This window comes from Phenylobacterium sp. (genome assembly GCF_030697925.1).
GTDB lineage: Bacteria > Pseudomonadota > Alphaproteobacteria > Caulobacterales > Caulobacteraceae > Phenylobacterium.
In genome coordinates this window covers 1-18552 of the sequence record NZ_JAUYOJ010000108.1, presented here as the reverse complement: position 1 = coordinate 18552, position 18552 = coordinate 1, and the positions used below count along the sequence as shown (strand labels likewise).

The following is an 18552-nucleotide window of genomic DNA, read 5'->3' as shown; positions in this document are numbered from 1 at the left end:
CGCAATTAAACCGCGATGTTTCAGCCCAGGCGCTTGATCGCCGTCTCCAGCGACCGCTCGCTCTCGGCGTAGCCCGCCCAGGCGGCGGTCTTCTTCAGCAGGCCGGGCGCAGTGCGGATGGTGTAGCGCCTGGGATCCAGCCCCGCCTTCACCTGGCTCCAGGTCAGGGGGAAGGACACCGTCGCCCCATCCCGCGCCCGCGGCGACAGCGGCGCCACGGCGGTGGAGAGCCGGTCATTGCGCAGATAGTCGAGGAAGATCCGGCCGCCACGCAGCTTCTTGGACATGTTGACCACGTACCTGTCCGGCTCGTCGGCGGCCATGCGTTCGCAAAGGGTGCGGGCGAAGGCCTTGGCGGTCGGCCAGTCGAGCTTGCCCTTGGGCTTGGCCAGGGGCGTGACCACGTGCAGGCCCTTGCCGCCGGTGGTCTTGCAGAAGGCGACCAGGCCCAGTTCCTCCAGCCGTTCGCGCACGTCGCGGGCCGCGGCGACCACATCATCGAAGCCGACATCCGGCCCGGGATCCAGGTCGAAGATCAGGCGGCCCGGGACCTCCGGCTCATGCGGACGGCAGTTCCAGGGGTGGTATTCGGTCGCCCCGGCCTGGGCGAAGGCGATCAGGCCCTCGATGCGGTCGATCTGCTGGTAGGGCTTGTGGTCGCCCAGAACCTTGACCTGCTCGATCAGGTTGGAGGCGCCCTTGCCCACATGGCGCTGGAAGAACTGCTCGCCGCCGATCCCGTCGGGGCTGCGGATCACCGAGCAGGGCCGGCCCTCGATATGCGGCATCATCCAGGGCCCGACGGCCTCCAGGTACCGGGCGAGGTCGAGCTTGGTCACCGGCCGGTGATCGTCGGCGGAGTTGGGCCACAGCGCCTTGTTGGGGCTGGAGATCCGCACCCCCAGGACCATCGCCTCGCCCATCTTGACACCCCGCTTGGCGGGCTTGGGTTGCGCCAGTTCGGCCTTCTCCGCCGGGACGGGAACCTCGGCCTCCACCTCCTGCGCCGGCTTGTCGGCGCGCAGGCCCTTGAAGGCCGCCTGGCGGACATTGCCGTCGCCAGTGAAGCCCGCGAACTCGATCTCCGCCACCAACTCGGGCCTGGCCCAGTGGATGTTGGCTTCCTTCCGCGGGGCGCCCGGTCCGGCGAATGGGCTCTTCCCGCTGGCGACCGCTTCCAGGGCCGGTAGGACGCGGGCGACGACGTCACGGCCGAAGCCCGTCCCGACCCGGCCAACATGGACCAGCTTGCCGTCGCGATGGACCCCCACCAGCAGGGAGCGGAGCTGGCCCTTCTCGCCGGTCCAGCCGCCGATCACCACCTCATGGCCCGCCCGGCACTTGGCCTTGGTCCAGGTCTCGCCGCGGCCCGAGCGGTAAGGCGCGTCCAGGCGCTTGGAGATAATCCCCTCAAGCTCCATTCGACAGGCTGACTGCAGCACGGCGTCGCCCGAGGTCTCGAAGTGTTCGACATAGCGCAGCCGCGGATCGTCATCGGAGAGCAGGGCCTTCAGCGCCGCCTTGCGATCGCGCAGGGACAGCGGGCGCAGGTCCTTGCCGTCCGCGAACAGCAGGTCGAAGGCGAAATAGATCAGGTCGCCGGTGTCGCCGTCCGACAACGCCGCCTGCAGACCGTGGAAGCTGGGCGCGCCGTTGTGGTCCAGGGCCACGGCCTCGCCGTCCAGCATGCCGTCCGGAAGCTCCGACGCCGCCTCCGCGATGGCCTTGAACTTCGCCGTCCAGTCCAGGCCCTTGCGGGTGCGGATCACCGCCTTGCCGTCCTCCACCCGGATCTGCAGCCGATAGCCGTCGAACTTCACCTCGTGGCCCCATCCCGGACCCTGCGGCGGGCGGTCGACGGACTTGCAGAACTGCGGCTCGATGAAGGACGGCATGGGCCCGGCCTTGAGCTTCGGCGCGGGCGCGGCCTTCAGAGGCCTGGCGGCGGTCTTCGGCGCGGCGGCCTTGGGCTTGCTCCGCCAGACATCATTGGCGCCCGCCTTCGCCTTGCGCAGCTTCATGAACGGCTTGGGCGCCTTGCCCTTGCCGGCGGCGATGGCCTCCATGTCGCGGCCAGAGGCCACGGAGTTGTCGTTGTCCTTGAGCAGGGCGTCGGCGTCGCCCTCGCAGGCGAATTGGTCGCGGTGCTTGATCAGCAGCCAGTTGTTGCGCTTGCCGCGCTCGCGGTCGTTCTTCATCCGCACCAGGACGAAGCCGCCGTGCAGGCGCTCCCCCTCCAGGACAATCTTCAGGTCGCCCTTCTTCAGGCCCTCATGGGCGTCGGTCCCCGGCTCGGGCGCCCAATAGCCGCGGTCCCACAGCATGACCGAACCGCCACCGTACGCGCCCTTTGGGATCGTGCCCTCGAAGTCGCCATAGTCGAGCGGATGGTCCTCGACCTCGACCGCCAGCCTACGGTCGCGTGGGTCGAGCGAGGGTCCCCTGGTCACGGCCCAGGACTTGAAGACCCCGTCCAGTTCCAGCCTGAAGTCGTAGTGGAGGCGGGTCGCCGCGTGCTTCTGGATCACGTAGCGCAGGCGTTCCGAAGGTGCGGTCGTCTGCTTCCCGCTCGGCTCCGAGGTCCTGGAGAAGTCTCTCATCGACTGATAGCGGGCGAGCTTGTTCGCCATAGTGTCGGCCTTCGGATGGATTGCGCGGTTCTTCTTCCCCGGCGAGCGCCTTGACGAAGGCGTCCCTCCAGGCCGTGACGTCGTCGCGTTGGACGCCCTCGTTCAGAGCGCTCCAGCGGCGGATTCGCTCCGCCAGCCCCATGCTCAAGGCCCGCTTCAGGGCGTCGGCGATTTCTTCGGGGCTGTTGGGATTGACGATCAGGGCCTCGCCCATCTGGTTGGCGGCGCCGGCGAACTTCGACAACACCAGCACGCCGGGATCGTCCGGATCCTGGGCGGCCACGAACTCCTTGGCCACTAGGTTCATGCCGTCGCGCATGGGGGTGACCAGGCCGACCTTGGCGGCGCGATAGACCCCTGCCAGCTCGTCGCGGCGATAGTTGCGGTTCACATAGCGGACCGGATTCCAGTCGATGTCGGCATATTCGCCGTTGATCCGGCCCGACAGCGCGTCCAGCCGCGCGCGGATCTCCTGGTAGGAATCGACGCCTTCCCGGCTCACCGGGGCGATCTGCAGCATCAGCACCTCGCGGCGCAGGTGCGGATTGTCGGCCAGCAGGCGCTCGAAGCCCAGGAACCGTTCCTCCAGGCCCTTGGAATAGTCCAGGCGATCGACGCCCACGATCATCTTGCGGAAGGCGGTGTGGGCCGCCATCACGCCGTAGGTGCGCTCGGCCCGCACGCCCGCCACCATCTCGGCGAACTCGACCGCGTCGATGCCGATGGGGAAGTCGCCGACCTGGACGGCCTTGCCGAACGCCCGCAGCCGCGTCTCGTCGACGATGTCGCCGCCCGCCTCGCTCAGCACGTATTCCTCGAAGGCCTGGCGGTATTCCGGCGTCTGGAAGCCGACCAAATCGTAGTCGAACAGGGCCTCCACCAACTGCCTGTGGCGCGGCAGGGTCGCCACCAGCTGGTGGGCGGGCCAGGGGATGTGCAGGAAGAATCCGATCCGGTTCTCGATCCCCAGCGCCCTCAACTCCCGGCCGAGCGGGATCAGGTGGTAGTCGTGGATCCAGATCAGGTCGCCCTCCTCGATGAGGGGGCGCAGGGTCTCGGCGAACCGGCGGTTCACCCGCTGATAGCCCTCGTCGAACGAGCGGTCGTAGGCGGTCAGGTCCTGCCGGTAATGGAACAGTGGCCAGAGCGTCTTGTTGGCATAGCCGTTGTAATATTCGCTGAGGTCGGCTTCCTCGAGGTCGACCGTGGCCACCGTCACCCCGTCGGCGATCTGCATCGAGAGTTGGCCGGTGAATTCCGGCGCGGTCTTGCCGCTCCAGCCGAACCACAGGCCGGAATATTCGCGCAGCGCCGCCGAGAGCGCCATGGCCAGGCCGCCCACGCTCTCGTCGCCCTTGCCGCTGGGCGGGCTGACCCGATTGGAGACGACGATCAGGCGGCTCATGACGCGGCCTCCAGCCAGGCCAGGGCGGCCTCGACGTCGGCCAGCATGTAGCGCGCCACGGTGCGGCGCTGGGGTCCCACCAGGACTCCGTAGCCGCCCAGGATGTTGACGGCGAAGAAGCCGTGCTCGTCGGTCAGGTCGTCGCCCAGGAAGACCGGCATGGCGCCGGCGAAGGGCGGTTCGGTCATGAAGGCGCGGATGGAGTCGCCCTTGCTGGCGCCGGGGGTGCGCAGTTCCACCACCATGTCGCCGGGCTGGCAGGCCAGGCCGGTCTCGTCGGCGATCGCTTGGGCCAGGTCTCGGGCCGCCTGGGCTAGGTGCGGCGCCTGGCGATAGTGCAGGGCGAGGCTGAGCGCCTTGTCCTCGATGAGCAGGTTCGGGTCGCTGGCGGCGAACTCGGCGAGCCGCGCGGCGGCCTGGCCGAGCGCCGGATGCGGCGCGGCCTGGCCCACCACGCCGCAGGCGTCGCGGCGGACCAGGCCGTGGATGGCGGCGACGGTGGTCACCCGGCCTTCCAGGATGTGGTCGATATCCTCCAGCGACCGGCCGCTGACCACGGCCAGGCGACCGTCCAGTCCCAGCAAGAGGCGCTCGATCAGGTTGGTGCGGCGCGGATCGGGACGCACGTCCTCAGGACGCTCGGCGATGGTCGCCAGGGTACCATCCAGGTCCAGGAACAGGGCCGTACCCGCGAGCGTCAGACGCGCTGGAGGGGCTTCGAGCCCGATCTGCAATTCCGCGATGCTCATGAAATCCTTTGGATGCGCCCACCGGCAAGGGAACGCTCGCCAGCGTGGATCGATCCATTTCCTCCCGTTCCAGGTGGTGAACGACGGACCAGGGCTTGACGTTGCGTCCCCGAACACGGCTATGCGCATTTCGAGCGCAATCTCTCGAAAAGGTGACTTCGATGGCCGAGCAGCCTCTCGCCGATGTGATCGTCCTGTTCGGCGGCACGGGCGACCTCGCCCAGAAGATGCTGTTCCCGTCGCTGTACTTCCTGGACGCCGACGGATTCCTCGCCGAGGGCTTCCGGGTCATCGCTACCGCGCGGGCCGAAATGAGCCCCGAGGCCTTCAAGGCCCTGGTCAAGGAGGCGGTCGGCGACCGCGCGGGCCCCTCGGGACTTGACGACAAGGTCTGGGCCCGGTTCGAGGCCCGGCTCGACTATGTGGGCGCCGACGCCACGACCCCGGACGGCGCCGCGGAGCTGAAGGCCGTCATCGGCCCGGCCAAGACCCCGATCTTCTATCTGGCCGTGTCGCCCAGCATCTATGGCCGCGTCTGCGCCGCCCTGGCGGCCGCGGGTCTGGCCACGCCCCAGACCCGCATCGTGCTGGAAAAGCCCATCGGCCGCGACCTGGCCAGCTCCAAGGTGATCAACGGCGCGGTGGCCAAGGTCTTCGCCGAGGAGAGCATCTTCCGGATCGACCACTATCTCGGCAAGGAGACGGTGCAGAACCTGCTGGCCCTGCGCTTCGCCAATGTCCTGTTCGAGCCGCTGTGGAACAACCTGACCATCGACCACGTACAGATCACTGTGGCCGAGACGGAAGGCGTGGGCGACCGCTGGCCCTATTACGACGAGTACGGCGCCCTGCGCGACATGGTGCAGAACCACATGCTGCAGCTCCTGTGCCTAGTGGCCATGGAGCCGCCGTCGGACATGGAGCCGGACTCGGTCCGCGACGAGAAGGTCAAGGTGCTGCGCTCCCTGCGCCCGGTGACCCGCGCCGACGTCCAGGCGGTCAGCGTGCGCGGCCAGTACACGGCCGGGGTGGTGGCCGGCGAGAGCGCCGCGGGCTACGCGACCGAGCGCGGCCAGCCGTCGGAGACCGACACCTTCGTCGCCCTGCGGGCCGATATCGACAACTGGCGCTGGGCCGGGGTGCCGTTCTTCCTGCGCACCGGCAAGCGGCTCCCCGAGCGACGCACCCAGATCGCCATCCAGTTCAAGGCCGTGCCGCATTCGATCTTCGACGCCGCGGCGGAGGCCGACCTGCAGGCCAACCGGCTGGTCATCGACCTGCAGCCTGACGAGGACATCGAGCTGCTGATGATGAACAAGGCGCCGGGCCTCTCGGAAGGTGGCATGCGGCTGCAGTCCCTGCCGCTCTCGCTGTCCCTGGCCAAGGCCTATTCCGGCCCCAACGCGCGGCGGCGCATCGCCTATGAGCGGCTGATCCTGGACGTCATCGCCGGCAACCGCACCCTGTTCGTCCGCCGCGACGAGGTGGAGCGGGCCTGGGAATGGATCGACGGCGTGGCCGACGCCTGGCGGGAATCCGGCATGGCGCCCAAGCCCTATGCGGCCGGATCCTGGGGCCCCTCGGGCGCCTTCGCCCTGATCGAACGCTCCGAACGGGCCTGGTACGATTAAGCCGCCCGCGAGCGCCGCGCGCGGGCCCTAGACAACTCGCGGGGCGCGAAAAAAATCATCGCACCGAGGCCCATGGCTTCGACAGCATGGTCGCGCAGTTGATCAGCCCCACCAGGGAATAGGTCTGCGGATAGTTGCCCCACAGCTCGCCGCCGTCGAAGGCGATGTCCTCCGACAGCAACCCCGCCGCGGTGCGGCGGTCCAGCATCTCGGTGAACAGCGCGCGAGCCTCCGTCGCGCGGCCCGACAGGTGCAGCACCTCGATGAGCCAGAAGGTGCAGATGTTGAAGGCGGTCTTGGGTTCGCCGAAGTCGTCGGGCTGGGCGTAGCGCAGCATGAAGGACCCCCGGCGCAGGCCCGTCTCCACCGCTGCGATGGTGGCGGCCATGCGCGGGTCGTCGGGGCTGACGAAGCGGACATCGACCAGTTGCAGCAGGCTGGCGTCCAGCTCGTCGCCGCCGAAAGTCGCGGCGAACCGGCCGAGCTCGGCGTTCCAGGCCCGGGTCTCGATGGTCTGGCGCACCCTGGCGGCCCGTTCGTTCCAGAAATCGGCCCGTTCCAACAGGCCGAGCTTGGCCGCCGCATTGCCCAGCCGGTCGCAGGCCGCCCAGCACATCACCGCCGAATAGGTGTGCACCGCCTCGCGGCCGCGGAACTCCCAGAGGCTGGCGTCGGGCTTGTCGTGCAGTTCGAAGGCCCGGTCGCCCACCGGCTCCAGGCTGCAGAAGTCGTCGACCGTGGCCGGCCGGAACAGCCTTTCGTCGAAGAAGGCCTGCACCGTGGAGAGTACGATCTGTCCGTAGACGTCATGCTGCAGGTGTTCGTGCGCCTGGTTGCCCAGCCGCACCGGGCCCATGCCGCGATAGCCCGGCAGGTGCTCGGCGAAACGCTCGGTGAGCGAGGGCTCCAGCCCGACCCCGTAGAGCGGCTGGACGTGGCCGCCCTTTGAGCGGTCGACGATGTTGCGCAGGTAGCCGAGGTAGTTCTCCAGCAGGTCGGCGGCGCCCAGCCGGTTCAGGGCCTGGACCACGTAGTAGGCGTCCCGCAGCCAGCAGTAGCGGTAGTCCCAGTTGCGGCCCTGCTGGCCGTCGTGGGGCGGGTGCTCGGGGATCGAGGTGGTCAGGGCCGCGACGATGGCGCCGGTCTCCTCGTGGGCGCAGAGCTTGAGTGTGATCGCCGCGCGGATCACCGCCTCCTGCCACTCCAGCGGCACCGAGAGCGTGCGCACCCAGCCGCGCCAATAGTCGGTGGTCTCCTTCAGCATCCGCTCGGCGGTGGTGGCGAGGTCGGAATCGAAGCCCTCGTCGGGGCCGAGGAACATGGCGACGGGCTCTTCCAGCCGGAACAGCCGCTCGTGTTCGACATGGCCCACCGGGGCGTCGGTGGTCATCCGCAGGGTCATCTCCCCGCCCACATAGCGGACGTGGTTGGAGCCGGAGGTCCGCGCGAGCGGCGTCTGGCCCCAGTTGACGGTGGGGCGCAGGCGCACCCGGATACTGGCCGTGCCCGTCAGCGGCCGCACGATGCGGATGAAGGCCATCGGCCGGTAGACCCGTCCGAACTGGCGATAGCGCGGGCAGAAGTCGATCACCTGGACCACGGCGCCCGACTTGTCGGTGATCTCGGTCAAGAGGATTGGAGTGTTGCGCAGATAGCTCTGGCGGACGCTGGCCTGGTGCTCCAGCTCCACCGCCCAGAGTCCCTGGGCCTCGGGGTCCTCGTCGGGATCGCGACCGCCCAGCAGGGCCGAGAACATCGGATCCCCGTCGACCCGGGGCGCGCAGGCCCAGACGAACCGCCCGGCGCGGTCGATCAAGGCGCTTGCCGCGCAGTTGCCGATAGGGAACAGGTCGAGGGTCTGGGTCATTGGTCAGGAATCCGCCAGCGGCATGAACGGTTCAAGGGAGACACCATGCGTGCGTGGTTTGATAGTCTGCGATCCGAATCGCCTCGTGCTACCTGTGCGTCATGACACCGGTTACCGTTCCCAAGGAGCCTAGGATGATCCGCGACCGCCGAGCCCGCATTGTCGCGACCCTCGGCCCCGCCAGTCGGGGGGTGGCGAAGATCGCCGAACTCGCCCGCGCCGGCGCCGATGTGTTCCGGGTCAACTTCAGCCACGGCGCCCATGGCGACCATGCCCGGACCATCGCCGACGTCCGCGAGGCCGAGGCCGTGGTCGGCCGGCCGCTGGCGGTGCTGGCCGATCTGCAGGGCCCGAAGATCCGCCTGGGCGAGTTCGCCGACAGGACGGTGCGGCTGAAGCCCGGCCAGGACTTCCGCCTCGACCTGTCCGACGCGCCCGGCGACGCCAGTCGCGTGGGCGTGCCCCTGGCCGAGGTGTTCGCCGCCTTGCGGCCGGACGCCGACATCCTGCTTGACGACGGCAAGGTGCGGCTGAAGGTCCGCCGCTGCGGGCGCGACTTCGCCGACACGGTGGTGGTTTCGGGCGACAGCCTCTCCGACCACAAGGGCCTCAACCTGCCGGGCCTGGCCATCCCGATCCCGGCCCTGACGCCCAAGGACCGCGAGGACCTGGCCTTCGCGCTCAATGAGGGCGTCGACTGGGTGGCGCTCTCCTTCGTCCAGCGGGCCTCGGACATGGCCGAGCTGCGCCAGATCGTCCAGGGCCGCGCCAGCGTGCTGGCCAAGATCGAGAAGCCCGCCGCCCTGGAGGCCCTGGACGAGATCCTCGACCTTTGCCAGGCGGTGATGGTGGCCCGCGGCGACCTGGGGGTGGAGCTCAATCCCGAGGACGTTCCGGTGGTGCAGAAGGCCCTGATCCGGGCGGCGCGCACCCGCGGCATCCCGGTGATCGTGGCCACTCAGATGCTGGAATCGATGATCCACTCGCCGACCCCAACGCGCGCCGAGGCCTCCGACGTGGCCGGCGCGGTCTATGAGGGCGCCGACGCGGTCATGCTCTCGGCCGAAAGCGCGGTGGGCGACTATCCGGTGGAAGCCGTCACCATCATGGACCGAATCCTCGCTCGGGTGGAGCACGACCCGCGCTGGAGCGAGCTGATGCGGGCGGAATATCCGGTGGAGGACGCCGACGCCGACGCCCTGGTGGCCGCCGCCCGCCGCGCGGCGGAGGCCGCCTCCACCGCCTGCCTGGTGACCTTCACCACCACCGGCCAGACCGCCCTGCGGATGGCCCGCGAACGGCCGCTGCAGCCGATCCTGGCCTTGACCCCGTACGTGGCGGCGGCGCGCAAGCTGGCCCTGGTCTGGGGCGTGGAGTCCAAGGTGACTGACCTGATCTCCGACCCCGAGGATCTCGCCCGAGCGGCGGTGGAGCAAGCCGTTGAGATGGGCCTGGCCGGTCCGGGCCAGCGGGTGCTGATCCTGGCGGGCCTGCCCATGGGCTCGCCCGGCGCGGCCAATATCCTGCGGCTCGCCCACACCCCGCGCCGCTAATCGCTTAACAGATGCACCCCCTTTGGGGTAGCTGTCGGCGACGCCGACTGTGGGGGACTTTGACTCGCCTTCGCGCGCTTCAACCCCCTCCGTCGCTCTCCGCTTCACTCCGAGCGCCACCTCCCCCAAACCGCGCTGCGCGCTGGGGGAGGATCTGTGATCCTGGGCCCTTGTCAGCAAACGACTAGCGCACCCGGACGGGCACGCCCGCGCCGCCACGGGCGTGGACCTCGATCCGCGGGCCGACGCGCTCGAAGCCCAGATCGATCCTGGCGTCGCCGATCCTAAGGCCCTCGATCCAGAACCGGTCGATACCGATCGGCAGATGCGGGTCGCGGACATCGACCTCGCCCTTGGCGCCGTCGATGTGGATGCCGAGGCACGCCTGGACCATCATGAACACCGACCCCGCCGCCCAGGCCTGGGGCAGGCAGGCCACCGGATAGGCCACCGGCGGCTCGCCGGCCATCCGCGGGAAGCCGCAGAACAGCTCGGGCAGGCGCATCTCGTAATTGTTGGCGGTTTCGAACAGGGCCGAGGTCAGCGACACCACCCCCTCGCGCTCGCCGTAGAGCGACAGGCCCATGGCGCAGAGCGCGGTGTCGTGCGGCCAGACCGATCCGTTGTGATAGCTCATCGGATTGAAGCGCGGCTGGCCTATGCCGAGCGTCCGCACCCCCCAGCCGGAATCGAACGCCGCCGACAGGATCCGCTTGGTCACCCGACGCGCCCGGTCGGGGGACGGCAGGCCGGAGAACAGCAGGTGGCCGGGGTTGGAGGACAGCACCTCGCAGAGCTCGCCCTCGCCGTCGATGGCGATGCCGTAATAGCCCTGGTCCTCCATCCAGAACAGCCGCTCGACCGCCTCGCGGATCTGTTCGGCGCGGGCCGCCCAGCGCTCGGCGCACGGGATGTCGTCCTTGCGGCGGGCGAAGCAGGCCATGGTCCGGAAGGCGTTGAAGGCGTAGCCCTGCACCTCCACCAGGGCGATGGGACCATCGGGAAACCGGCCGTCCTTATGGAAGACGCTGTCCTCCGAATCCTTCCAGCCCTGGTTGGAGAGGCCGGAGTCCTGGCCGCGCTTGTAGTCGATCAACCCGTCGGCGTTGGTGTCGCCATAGTGCTCCATCCAGGCTGTCGCCGCCTTCAGGGCCGGCCACAGGTCCTCGATCAGGGCGAAGTCGCCGGTTCGCTCGGCATAGGCGCCGGCCAGGGCCACGAACAGCGGCGTGGTGTCGACCCCGCCGTAATAGCGGCCGAACGGCACCTCGCCCAAGGCTGGCATCTCGCCCTTGCGGGTCTCGTGCATGATCTTCCCGGGGGCGGAGTCACGGAACGAGGAGACCTCCTCGGCCTGGTGGGCGGCGAGGTAGGTCAGCACCCCCTTGGCCAGGCTGGGCTCGAACCACAGGATCTGCCAGGCGGTGATGATCGCGTCGCGCCCAAAGGCCGTCGAGAACCAGGGGATGCCGGCATAGGGATAGGGACCGGTCTCCATGCGGGTTGTTAGCAGGGCGAGGTCGGCCTTGGATTTCTCCAGCCACTCGTTGAACAGTCGCCCGGAGGTCCGCAGCCGCGCGCCGTGCCGCCGCCGCGCCCGCATGTCCCAGCGCGCGCGGGCCGCCGCGTCGCGGAAGCGCTCCTTGCTAGGGATATGGCCGCCGTCCGATCCGATCTCCAGATAGAGCTCCAGCCGACCCTCGGGCTGCAGGGAGTACATGTAGTCGGCCCGGTGCGGTCCCAGCCGCCCGGGCGGGTCGGAGAATGTGATGACGCTGGTCCGCTCGACGGCGTCGAGCCCCTCATAGCGGTAGCGCACCGAGCGGCCATCCACCTCGGCCGCTCGCTGATAGCCCCGCTTGGGGCGCTTCATGCCGCGCACCTCGAACATGTCGTGGAAGTCCGCGCCGAACTCCAACGACAGGGGCAGCAGCACCACGTCGCGGCTATAGTTGAAGCAGGTGATCCGCTCGTACAGCCGCTCCTCCCACAGGAACCGCTTGCGCTCCACGTGCAGCACGCCGGGCGGGCCCATGGGGCCGCCGGGATAGGGCAGGGCCTGGTTGGCGCCGTTCGAGGTGAAGAAGACGTTGTCCTGGGCGATCGCCGCCGACAGCAGGGACGGGGGCTGCCCGGCCAGCAGCAGCCGGAACCGCGACAGGATGCGGGTGTCGTTGTGGAACAGGCCGTCGCCGGCGCCCAGGATGTCGCCGAAGGCGTCGCACACCACGAAGGTGTCCTTGTCTTTCAGCGCGAACAACCGGTGCGGGACGCGGGGCTCGTGGGTTTCGCCGTGCTCGACGGGCGCGTCCGGGGCCGGCGCGAGGTCGTCCATCTGCCTCTGTCCTCAGCCGTTCGCGGCGAGCGCGACGTTCGGCGGGGCGGAGATCCTGGCGTCCGCATAGAGGTCGAGATACCGCCGGGCCATGGCTGTCGCCGAGAACCGATACTCGAATCTGCGCCTCACCTCCCGGCGGTTCAAGTCCACGGCGCGCGTCACCGCCGCCACGGCCTCGTCCTCGTCATGGACGATATAGCCGGTGACCCCGTCCTCGATCACCTCGGGCACCGACCCGCAGGCATAGGCCACCACCGGCGTTCCACAGGCCATGGCCTCGATCATCACCAGGCCGAAGGGTTCTGGCCAGTCGATGGGGAATAACAGGGCAGCGGCCCCGCCCAGGAAGGCCGACTTCTCCGCGTCGCCGATCTCGCCGATGTATTCGACCAGGGGCTCGGACAGGATCAGCGGTTCGATCTTCTCCTGGTAGTAGCGCAGGTCGGCGGCGTCGACCTTGGCGGCGATCTTCAGGCGCATGCCCAGCCGCTTGGCGATGGCGACGGCGCGGTCTGGGCGCTTTTCCGGCGAGATCCGCCCCAGGAATGCCAGGTAGTCGCCGGGCTCGTAGCTTGGTCGGTAGAGCTCGGCGCTCATGCCGTGGTGCACCGTGCCCGCCCAGTTGGCGAAGGGGATCGGCCGCCTCTGGTCGTCGGAGATCGAGACCAGCGGGAACTGCCGCCAGCGTCGGTAGACGTCCGGCAGGTCCTTCAGGTCCAGGCGACCGTGCAGGGTGGTGAGCGTCTTGCCCGGCATGGCCTCGAAGAACGGGAAGTGCATCATGTCGGTGTGGAAGTGGATGACGTCGAATTCCGCCGCGCGCCGGCGCACTTCGGTGAGCTGGGTGATGTGGGCGGCGAGGTCCGACTTAAGGGTCGCCGGGTCCAGGCGGATCGCCTGGTCGCGGACCGACACCAGCCGCGCCTTGGTCTGGGCCTCGGCGCTGGCGAACAGGGTGACCTCGTGGCCCAGCTCCACCAGGGCGTCGGTCAGATGCGCCACCACCCGCTCCGTGCCGCCATAGAACTTGGGCGGGACGGCCTCATAGAGTGGCGGAACCTGAGCGATCCTCATGGTGTGCTCCAGACGATGCGGGCAAGCCCCCTCAACAGGCCACGTGTCGAACGGGCCACAGGCATAGCTCCCAACCCGGGGGGATTGTTCCGCACTGCGGCGTCGAATTCTCGCGCGACAGGCGAATTGCGGCGGCGTTTGTCGCCCACAGGCGTTAAGGGCGGACCATGATCGAGACCTTCCCGACTCCCGCCGCCCTCGCCGCCGCCGCCGCGACCGCCGCGCACGCGGCCCTGCTCTCAGCCATCGACCATCGCGGCGGCGCCAGCCTGGTGGCCACCGGCGGCCGTTCGCCCGCGCCGGTCTATGACCAGCTCTGCCGGTCGCGGCTGGATTGGAGCCGGGTGGCCGTCACCCTGTCGGACGATCGCTTCCTGCCCGCGACCTCGCCGGACTCCAACGAACGCCTGGTGCGCGAGCGGCTGCTGGTCGAGGCCGCCGCCGCGGCGCGCTTCGTGCCGCTGTCGCGGCCTGCCGAGAGCCCGCAAGCCGCCGCCGACCTGGCCGAGCCCGAAATCGCGGCCCTGGGCTCCTACGACATGCTGCTGCTGGGCATGGGCGAGGATGGCCACGTGGCCTCGCTGATCCCCGGCAGCCCGGTGATCGAGGCCGGCATGGATCCGGCCGGCGACCGCCTGCTGCTGGGCGTTCCGGCCGGCGTCGGCTCCCCGCCGGTGGCGCGGATCACCATGACCATGCCCGCCCTGCTGCGGGCGCGCGCCACCCTGATCCTGATCTCCGGCGAGACGAAGCGGGCGATCGTCGAGGACGGCGCCGGTCTTCCCGTGCACGCCCTGCTGGAACAGGCTAAAGCGCCCGTTCGCATCCTCTGGACGCCGTGAGTTCGAGAGCCGCCATGTCCCTCCATCCCGTCACCGCCGCCGTCACCGAACGCATCGTCGAGCGCAGCCGCGAGGCGCGCACCGACTATCTGGCCCGCATGGAGGCCGCCCGCCACCAAGGCCCCGGCCGCGCCAAGCTCTCCTGCGCCAACTGGGCCCACGCCTTCGCCGCCTCGCCGGACGAGGACAAGCAGCGGATGCGCAATCCCACCGCGCCCAACGTGGCCATCGTCTCGGCCTATAACGACATGCTCTCGGCCCACCAGCCGCTGGAGCGCTTCCCCGACCTGATCAAGGCCGGGGCGGAGGAGGTGGGCGCCACGGCCCAGTTCGCCGGCGGGGTGCCCGCCATGTGCGATGGCGTGACGCAAGGCCGGCCGGGGATGGAGCTGTCGCTGTTCTCCCGCGACGTCATCGCCATGTCGACGGCCGTCGCCCTGACCCACGACGCCTTCGACGCCGCCCTGCTGCTGGGGATCTGCGACAAGATCGTGCCCGGCCTGACCATCGGGGCCCTGGCCTTCGGTCACCTGCCGGTGATCTTCGTCCCCGGCGGACCCATGAGCAGCGGCCTTTCCAACGCCGAAAAGGCCCGAGTGCGCGGCCTGTTCGCCGAGGGCAAGGCCACGCGCGACGAGCTGCTCGACGTCGAGATGAAGTCCTATCACGGGCCGGGGACCTGCACCTTCTACGGCACCGCCAACTCCAACCAGATGATGATGGAGATGATGGGCCTGCACCTGCCGGGCTCGGCCTTCATCCATCCCAACACGCCCCTGCGTGACGCCCTGGTGGCCCATGCCCCCAAGCGCGCCGTCGAGATCGCCCAGGGGACCAACGCCTACACGCCGATGGCCGCGGTGGTGGACGCCAAGGCCATCGTCAACGCCCTGGCCGGGCTGCTGGCCACCGGCGGCTCGACCAACCACACGCTGCACCTGGTCGCCATGGCCCGCGCCGCGGGCGTGCTGATCGACTGGTCCGACTTCGACGAGCTCTCGGGGGTGACGCCGCTGCTGGCGCGGGTCTATCCGAACGGCAGCGAGGACGTGAACGCCTTTCACGCCGCCGGCGGCATGGCCTTCGTGGTGCGCGAACTGCTGGACGCGGGCCTGGCGCACGACGACGTGACCACCGTCGCCGGACCCGGCCTGCGCCGCTACCAGCAGGAGCCCTTCCTGGAGCATGGCGAACTGGTGTGGCGCGACGGGACCGCCCAGAGCCTGAACCCCGACATCCTTCGCCCGGTCTCCGACCCCTTCCAGCCGGAGGGCGGTCTGCGCCTGCTGAAGGGAGGCCTCGGCCGGGCGGTCATCAAGACCTCGGCGGTCAAGCCCGAGAACCTGGTGGTCGAGGCACCGGCCCTGGTGTTCGACGACCAGGACGACCTGCTGGCCGCCCACAAGCGCGGCGAGCTCAACCGCGACTTCATCGCCGTGGTCCGCTTCCAGGGCCCGCGCGCCAACGGCATGCCGGAGCTGCACAGCCTGACCCCGGTGCTGGGCGTTCTGCAGGACAAGGGCTTCAAGGTGGCGCTGGTCACCGACGGGCGGATGTCGGGCGCCTCGGGCAAGGTCGCGGCGGCCATCCATGTGACCCCGGAGGCCGCCATGGGCGGCGTGCTGGCCAATGTGCGGGACGGCGACGTCATCCGCCTCAACGGCCACACCGGCGAACTTGAAATTCTGGTCGATCCGCCGGAGCTCTCGGCCCGCGCCGCCGCGCCCACCCCGCCCGCCGGATTCGGCTATGGCCGCGAGCTGTTCGGCTGGATGCGCCGGGCCGCGGGCCCCGCCGAGGCCGGCGCCTGCGCCCTGTTCGGAGACGCCGCGTGAAGACCGTCTATACCGGCCTGGTCGGCGATGTCGGCGGCACCAACGCCCGCCTTGCCCTGGTCGACAACACCGGCCGCATTCGCAATCCGAAGACCTATCCGGCGGCGGAGTACGGCGCCCTCAGCGAGGTGATCGCCGAATATCTGGAGACCACCGCCGGCCGCCAGCGCCCCGACAAGGCGGTGCTGGCCGTGGCCGGGCCCGTGGTCGACGGCGAGATCGAGTTCACCAACCTCGACTGGCGGGTCTCCGAGGGCGAGTTGATCGGGACCTTCGAGTTCCACGCCGCCAAGCTGATCAACGACTTCGCCGCCCAGGCCCTGGCGGCCCCGGTGATGGACGCCGACGATCTGCGGGTGATCGGCCCGGCGCTAAAAGGCGCGGAGGGCGCGCCGGTGGTGGTGCTGGGGGCCGGCACCGGCTTCGGCGTCTCCATGGTGGTGCGCACCGAGCGCGGCGACATTCCGATCTCCAGCGAGGGCGGGCACGCCGGCTTCGCCCCCTATGACGGGATCGAGGCCGCCATCTGGGCCAGCCTGCGTCGCACCCACGGGCGGGTCTCCATCGAGCGCATCCTGTCGGGCCCGGGGCTCCATGCCCTCTATCGCGGCCTGGCCGACGTGCGTGGCGTGGCCGCCGATCTGCGGGACGAGAAGGCCGTGCTGGCTGCGGGCCAGGCGGGCGGCGACCTGCTGGCCGAGGAGACCCTGGACCGCTTCTGCGAGATCCTCGGCTCGGTGGCCGGGGATATGGCGCTCACCTGCGGCGCGCGCGGCGGGGTCTATGTCTCGGGCGGCATCGCCCCGCGCATGGCCGATCGCCTGGCCTCGGGCGGCTTCCGTCGCCGGTTCGAGGACAAGGGCCGGCTTTCGGACTATACCCGCGACATCCCGACCTCGTTGATCGTGCATCCCTATGCGGCCCTGGTCGGAGCGGCCCGCGTCCTGGAACAGCTGGAAGGAAACCGCCTTTGACCCTCGCCGAGATCCTGAAGTTGGCGCCCGTGGTGCCGGTCCTGATCATCGAGGAGGAGGCGCACGCCGTGCCCCTCGCCAAGGCCCTGGTGGCGGGCGGCCTCTATGCCCTGGAAGTCACCCTGCGTACACCGGTGGCCCTGGATTGCGTGCGGCGCATCGCCGGCGAGGTCCCCGAGGCCGTTGTCGGGGTCGGCACCGTGACCACGGCCGCGGCCCGCCAGGCGGCGGCCGACAACGGCGCCCGGTTCGGGGTCAGCCCCGGCCTGATCGAGGGGGAGGGCGCCGACGGGCCCCTGCCGCTGCTGCCGGGCATCGCCACGGCCACCGAGCTCATGTGGGGCCTGCGGGCCGGCTTCACCCACTTCAAGCTCTTCCCGGCCAATATCGTCGGCGGCGTGGGCGCGCTGAAGGCCTTCGCCAGCCCCTTCCCGCAGGCGACCTTCTGCCCGACCGGCGGGGTCGACCTGAACAATGCGCCGGACTACCTGGTCCAGCCCAACGTGATCTGCGTGGGCGGCAGCTGGGTCGCGCCCCGCGACGCGGTCCAGTCCGGCGACTGGGGCCGCATCACGGCCCTCGCCAGGGCCGCCTCCCGGCTCGGCAAGACCCCGGTGGCGGTGGTTTAGAGCGCGTTGGCCAACCCCTCCAGGATCATCGTCCAGCCGCCCTTGGTGCGCTCGACGTATTCAGCCGCGATATCTTCGTGGGTGAGGATCAGCTCGCAGCCGTCGCCGGCCGGGCGGATTTCCACGGTCACCCGGGTGGTGTCCTTGCCGTAGGCCTCCACCGAGAAGTCGAACACCAGGCGCCTTGGCCGGTCGATCTCCAGATAGGTCCCGTAGTGTGAGGCCTCGCCCACGTCCGGCCGCCTGTCGACGATCAGGAAGCCGCCGCCGACCCTGGGGTCGATCTCCACCTTGACGATCTCGCCGGTCGCCGTGGCGAACAGGAACTTCGCCGCGATCGTCGGGTCGAGCCAGGCGTCGAACACCTGTTCCGGCGTCGCGTCGAACCGGCGGGTCACGGAAACGGTCTGGGTCATGGCTTGGCCTCCTTGAGAGCCGCCTCCAGGGCGTTGAGCTGCCGGGTCATCAGGGCCCGCTGGCCCTCGATCCAGGCCATGGCCGCGTCCAGGGGCTGTGGATTGAACGACAGCAGGTGCTCGCGCCCGGCCCTCCGGCGGCGCACGAGGTCGGCCCGCTCCAGGATGCGGATGTGCTTGGAGACCGAGTTCAGCGAGATGTCGAACGGCGCGGCCAGATCCGTCACCCGCGCCTCGCCCGCCCCCAGCCGCGCCAGGATGGCGCGGCGGGTGGGGTCGGCCAGGGCGGTCAAGGTGTCGTGGAGCTGCATTATTCACCCCTATGGGTGAATAACATCCCAAGCCAACAGGCGAGTCAACGCCGATGGGTCAATAGGCGGCTGCTCAGTCCTGAGCTGATCGGCGCGGTCGGGTGTCTGCGTTCTCTACGCGCTCGTTTGGCGCTTGATGGGGTCAGCTGGGTGTGGGTCGGCTCGGTTGAAATCGCAGTCGGTCCGTTGAGGTGGCCGCTGCTACAGAATCGGCGCCGTGTTCCACGCCCTCCCTTGGCGTCGCTCCGCTCTGGAGCTCGTTTCGTCCTCCCGGCTTGCTCTGGCGGTCGGCTGTCAG

The 18552-nt window shown here is 69.6% G+C and carries 13 protein-coding genes and 1 pseudogene; 6 read left to right on the top strand and 8 right to left on the bottom strand.

What is annotated here, in order from left to right:
• Positions 1 to 20: 20 nt before the first annotated feature.
• From ligD to otsB, 3 genes and pseudogenes are all read right to left on the bottom strand, one after another.
• Complete coding sequence (ligD, locus tag Q8Q88_RS10340) at positions 21 to 2600, bottom strand: DNA ligase D (protein WP_371129842.1); 2580 nt, start codon at positions 2598 to 2600, stop codon at positions 21 to 23.
• Between the two features lie 73 nt (positions 2601 to 2673).
• Positions 2674 to 4035 (bottom strand): annotated as a pseudogene (locus Q8Q88_RS10335) (trehalose-6-phosphate synthase); the annotation flags it as partial.
• On the bottom strand, positions 4032 to 4784 hold the full coding sequence (otsB, locus tag Q8Q88_RS10330; RefSeq protein ID WP_305675111.1) for a trehalose-phosphatase: 753 nt from the start codon (positions 4782 to 4784) through the stop codon (positions 4032 to 4034). The pseudogene Q8Q88_RS10335 and the gene otsB, both read right to left, overlap by 4 nt.
• 161 nt (positions 4785 to 4945) lie before the next feature.
• Between otsB and zwf the strand changes: the two genes are divergently transcribed.
• Positions 4946 to 6415, top strand: a complete 1470-nt coding sequence (gene zwf / locus Q8Q88_RS10325) for a glucose-6-phosphate dehydrogenase (protein WP_305675110.1) — start codon at positions 4946 to 4948, stop codon at positions 6413 to 6415.
• Positions 6416 to 6470: 55 nt separating this feature from the next.
• On the opposite strand, the gene Q8Q88_RS10320 is transcribed toward zwf, so the two are convergent.
• Positions 6471 to 8282: a glycoside hydrolase family 15 protein gene (locus tag Q8Q88_RS10320; RefSeq protein WP_305675109.1), complete on the bottom strand. Its 1812-nt coding sequence runs from the start codon at positions 8280 to 8282 to the stop codon at positions 6471 to 6473.
• 134 nt (positions 8283 to 8416) lie between these two features.
• Here Q8Q88_RS10320 and pyk point away from each other — a divergent pair, with 134 nt between their 5' ends.
• A complete protein-coding gene (pyk, locus tag Q8Q88_RS10315; RefSeq protein ID WP_305675108.1) occupies positions 8417 to 9835 on the top strand; it encodes a pyruvate kinase in 1419 nt (472 codons plus the stop codon).
• Positions 9836 to 10019: 184 nt separating this feature from the next.
• Here the strand turns inward: pyk and Q8Q88_RS10310 are convergent, their stop codons facing one another.
• The gene (locus Q8Q88_RS10310) at positions 10020 to 12170 is read right to left on the bottom strand and encodes a glycogen debranching N-terminal domain-containing protein (RefSeq protein WP_305675107.1); all 2151 of its coding nucleotides are present in this window, start codon (positions 12168 to 12170) and stop codon (positions 10020 to 10022) included.
• A gap of 12 nt (positions 12171 to 12182) precedes the next feature.
• A complete protein-coding gene (locus Q8Q88_RS10305) occupies positions 12183 to 13247 on the bottom strand; it encodes a glycosyltransferase family 4 protein (RefSeq protein WP_305675106.1) in 1065 nt (354 codons plus the stop codon).
• 167 nt (positions 13248 to 13414) lie between these two features.
• Between Q8Q88_RS10305 and pgl the strand changes: the two genes are divergently transcribed.
• The 4 genes from pgl to eda are packed head-to-tail and all read left to right on the top strand — an operon-like array spanning position 13415 to position 17527.
• On the top strand, positions 13415 to 14089 hold the full coding sequence (pgl, locus tag Q8Q88_RS10300) for a 6-phosphogluconolactonase (RefSeq protein ID WP_305675105.1): 675 nt from the start codon (positions 13415 to 13417) through the stop codon (positions 14087 to 14089).
• 14 nt (positions 14090 to 14103) lie between these two features.
• Positions 14104 to 15924, top strand: a complete 1821-nt coding sequence (edd, locus tag Q8Q88_RS10295) for a phosphogluconate dehydratase (protein ID WP_305675104.1) — start codon at positions 14104 to 14106, stop codon at positions 15922 to 15924.
• Positions 15921 to 16898, top strand: a complete 978-nt coding sequence (gene glk / locus Q8Q88_RS10290) for a glucokinase (RefSeq protein WP_305675103.1) — start codon at positions 15921 to 15923, stop codon at positions 16896 to 16898. The genes edd and glk overlap by 4 nt, the downstream gene beginning before the upstream one ends.
• Entirely contained in the window at positions 16895 to 17527 is a 633-nt protein-coding gene (gene eda / locus Q8Q88_RS10285) for a bifunctional 4-hydroxy-2-oxoglutarate aldolase/2-dehydro-3-deoxy-phosphogluconate aldolase (protein ID WP_305675102.1), read from the top strand. The genes glk and eda overlap by 4 nt, the downstream gene beginning before the upstream one ends.
• On the opposite strand, the gene Q8Q88_RS10280 is transcribed toward eda, so the two are convergent.
• Positions 17524 to 17943, bottom strand: a complete 420-nt coding sequence (locus Q8Q88_RS10280; RefSeq protein ID WP_305675101.1) for an SRPBCC domain-containing protein — start codon at positions 17941 to 17943, stop codon at positions 17524 to 17526. The two genes, eda and Q8Q88_RS10280, sit on opposite strands and share 4 nt — an antisense overlap.
• Positions 17940 to 18254: a helix-turn-helix transcriptional regulator gene (locus Q8Q88_RS10275; protein ID WP_305675100.1), complete on the bottom strand. Its 315-nt coding sequence runs from the start codon at positions 18252 to 18254 to the stop codon at positions 17940 to 17942. The genes Q8Q88_RS10280 and Q8Q88_RS10275 overlap by 4 nt, the downstream gene beginning before the upstream one ends.
• Positions 18255 to 18552 lie beyond the last annotated feature (298 nt).

Bases quoted from the DNA above. Each gene is read 5' to 3' on its own strand.
- Q8Q88_RS10305 (WP_305675106.1), bottom strand. From the start codon at position 13,247: ATGAGGATCGCTCAGGTTCCGCCACTCTATGAGGCCGTCCCGCCCAAG.
- pgl (WP_305675105.1), top strand. From the start codon at position 13,415: ATGATCGAGACCTTCCCGACTCCCGCCGCCCTCGCCGCCGCCGCCGCG.
- Q8Q88_RS10310 (WP_305675107.1), bottom strand. From the start codon at position 12,170: ATGGACGACCTCGCGCCGGCCCCGGACGCGCCCGTCGAGCACGGCGAA.
- edd (WP_305675104.1), top strand. From the start codon at position 14,104: ATGTCCCTCCATCCCGTCACCGCCGCCGTCACCGAACGCATCGTCGAG.
- Q8Q88_RS10275 (WP_305675100.1), bottom strand. From the start codon at position 18,254: ATGCAGCTCCACGACACCTTGACCGCCCTGGCCGACCCCACCCGCCGC.
- ligD (WP_371129842.1), bottom strand. From the start codon at position 2,600: ATGAGAGACTTCTCCAGGACCTCGGAGCCGAGCGGGAAGCAGACGACC.
- Q8Q88_RS10280 (WP_305675101.1), bottom strand. From the start codon at position 17,943: ATGACCCAGACCGTTTCCGTGACCCGCCGGTTCGACGCGACGCCGGAA.
- Q8Q88_RS10320 (WP_305675109.1), bottom strand. From the start codon at position 8,282: ATGACCCAGACCCTCGACCTGTTCCCTATCGGCAACTGCGCGGCAAGC.
- zwf (WP_305675110.1), top strand. From the start codon at position 4,946: ATGGCCGAGCAGCCTCTCGCCGATGTGATCGTCCTGTTCGGCGGCACG.
- pyk (WP_305675108.1), top strand. From the start codon at position 8,417: ATGATCCGCGACCGCCGAGCCCGCATTGTCGCGACCCTCGGCCCCGCC.
- otsB (WP_305675111.1), bottom strand. From the start codon at position 4,784: ATGAGCATCGCGGAATTGCAGATCGGGCTCGAAGCCCCTCCAGCGCGT.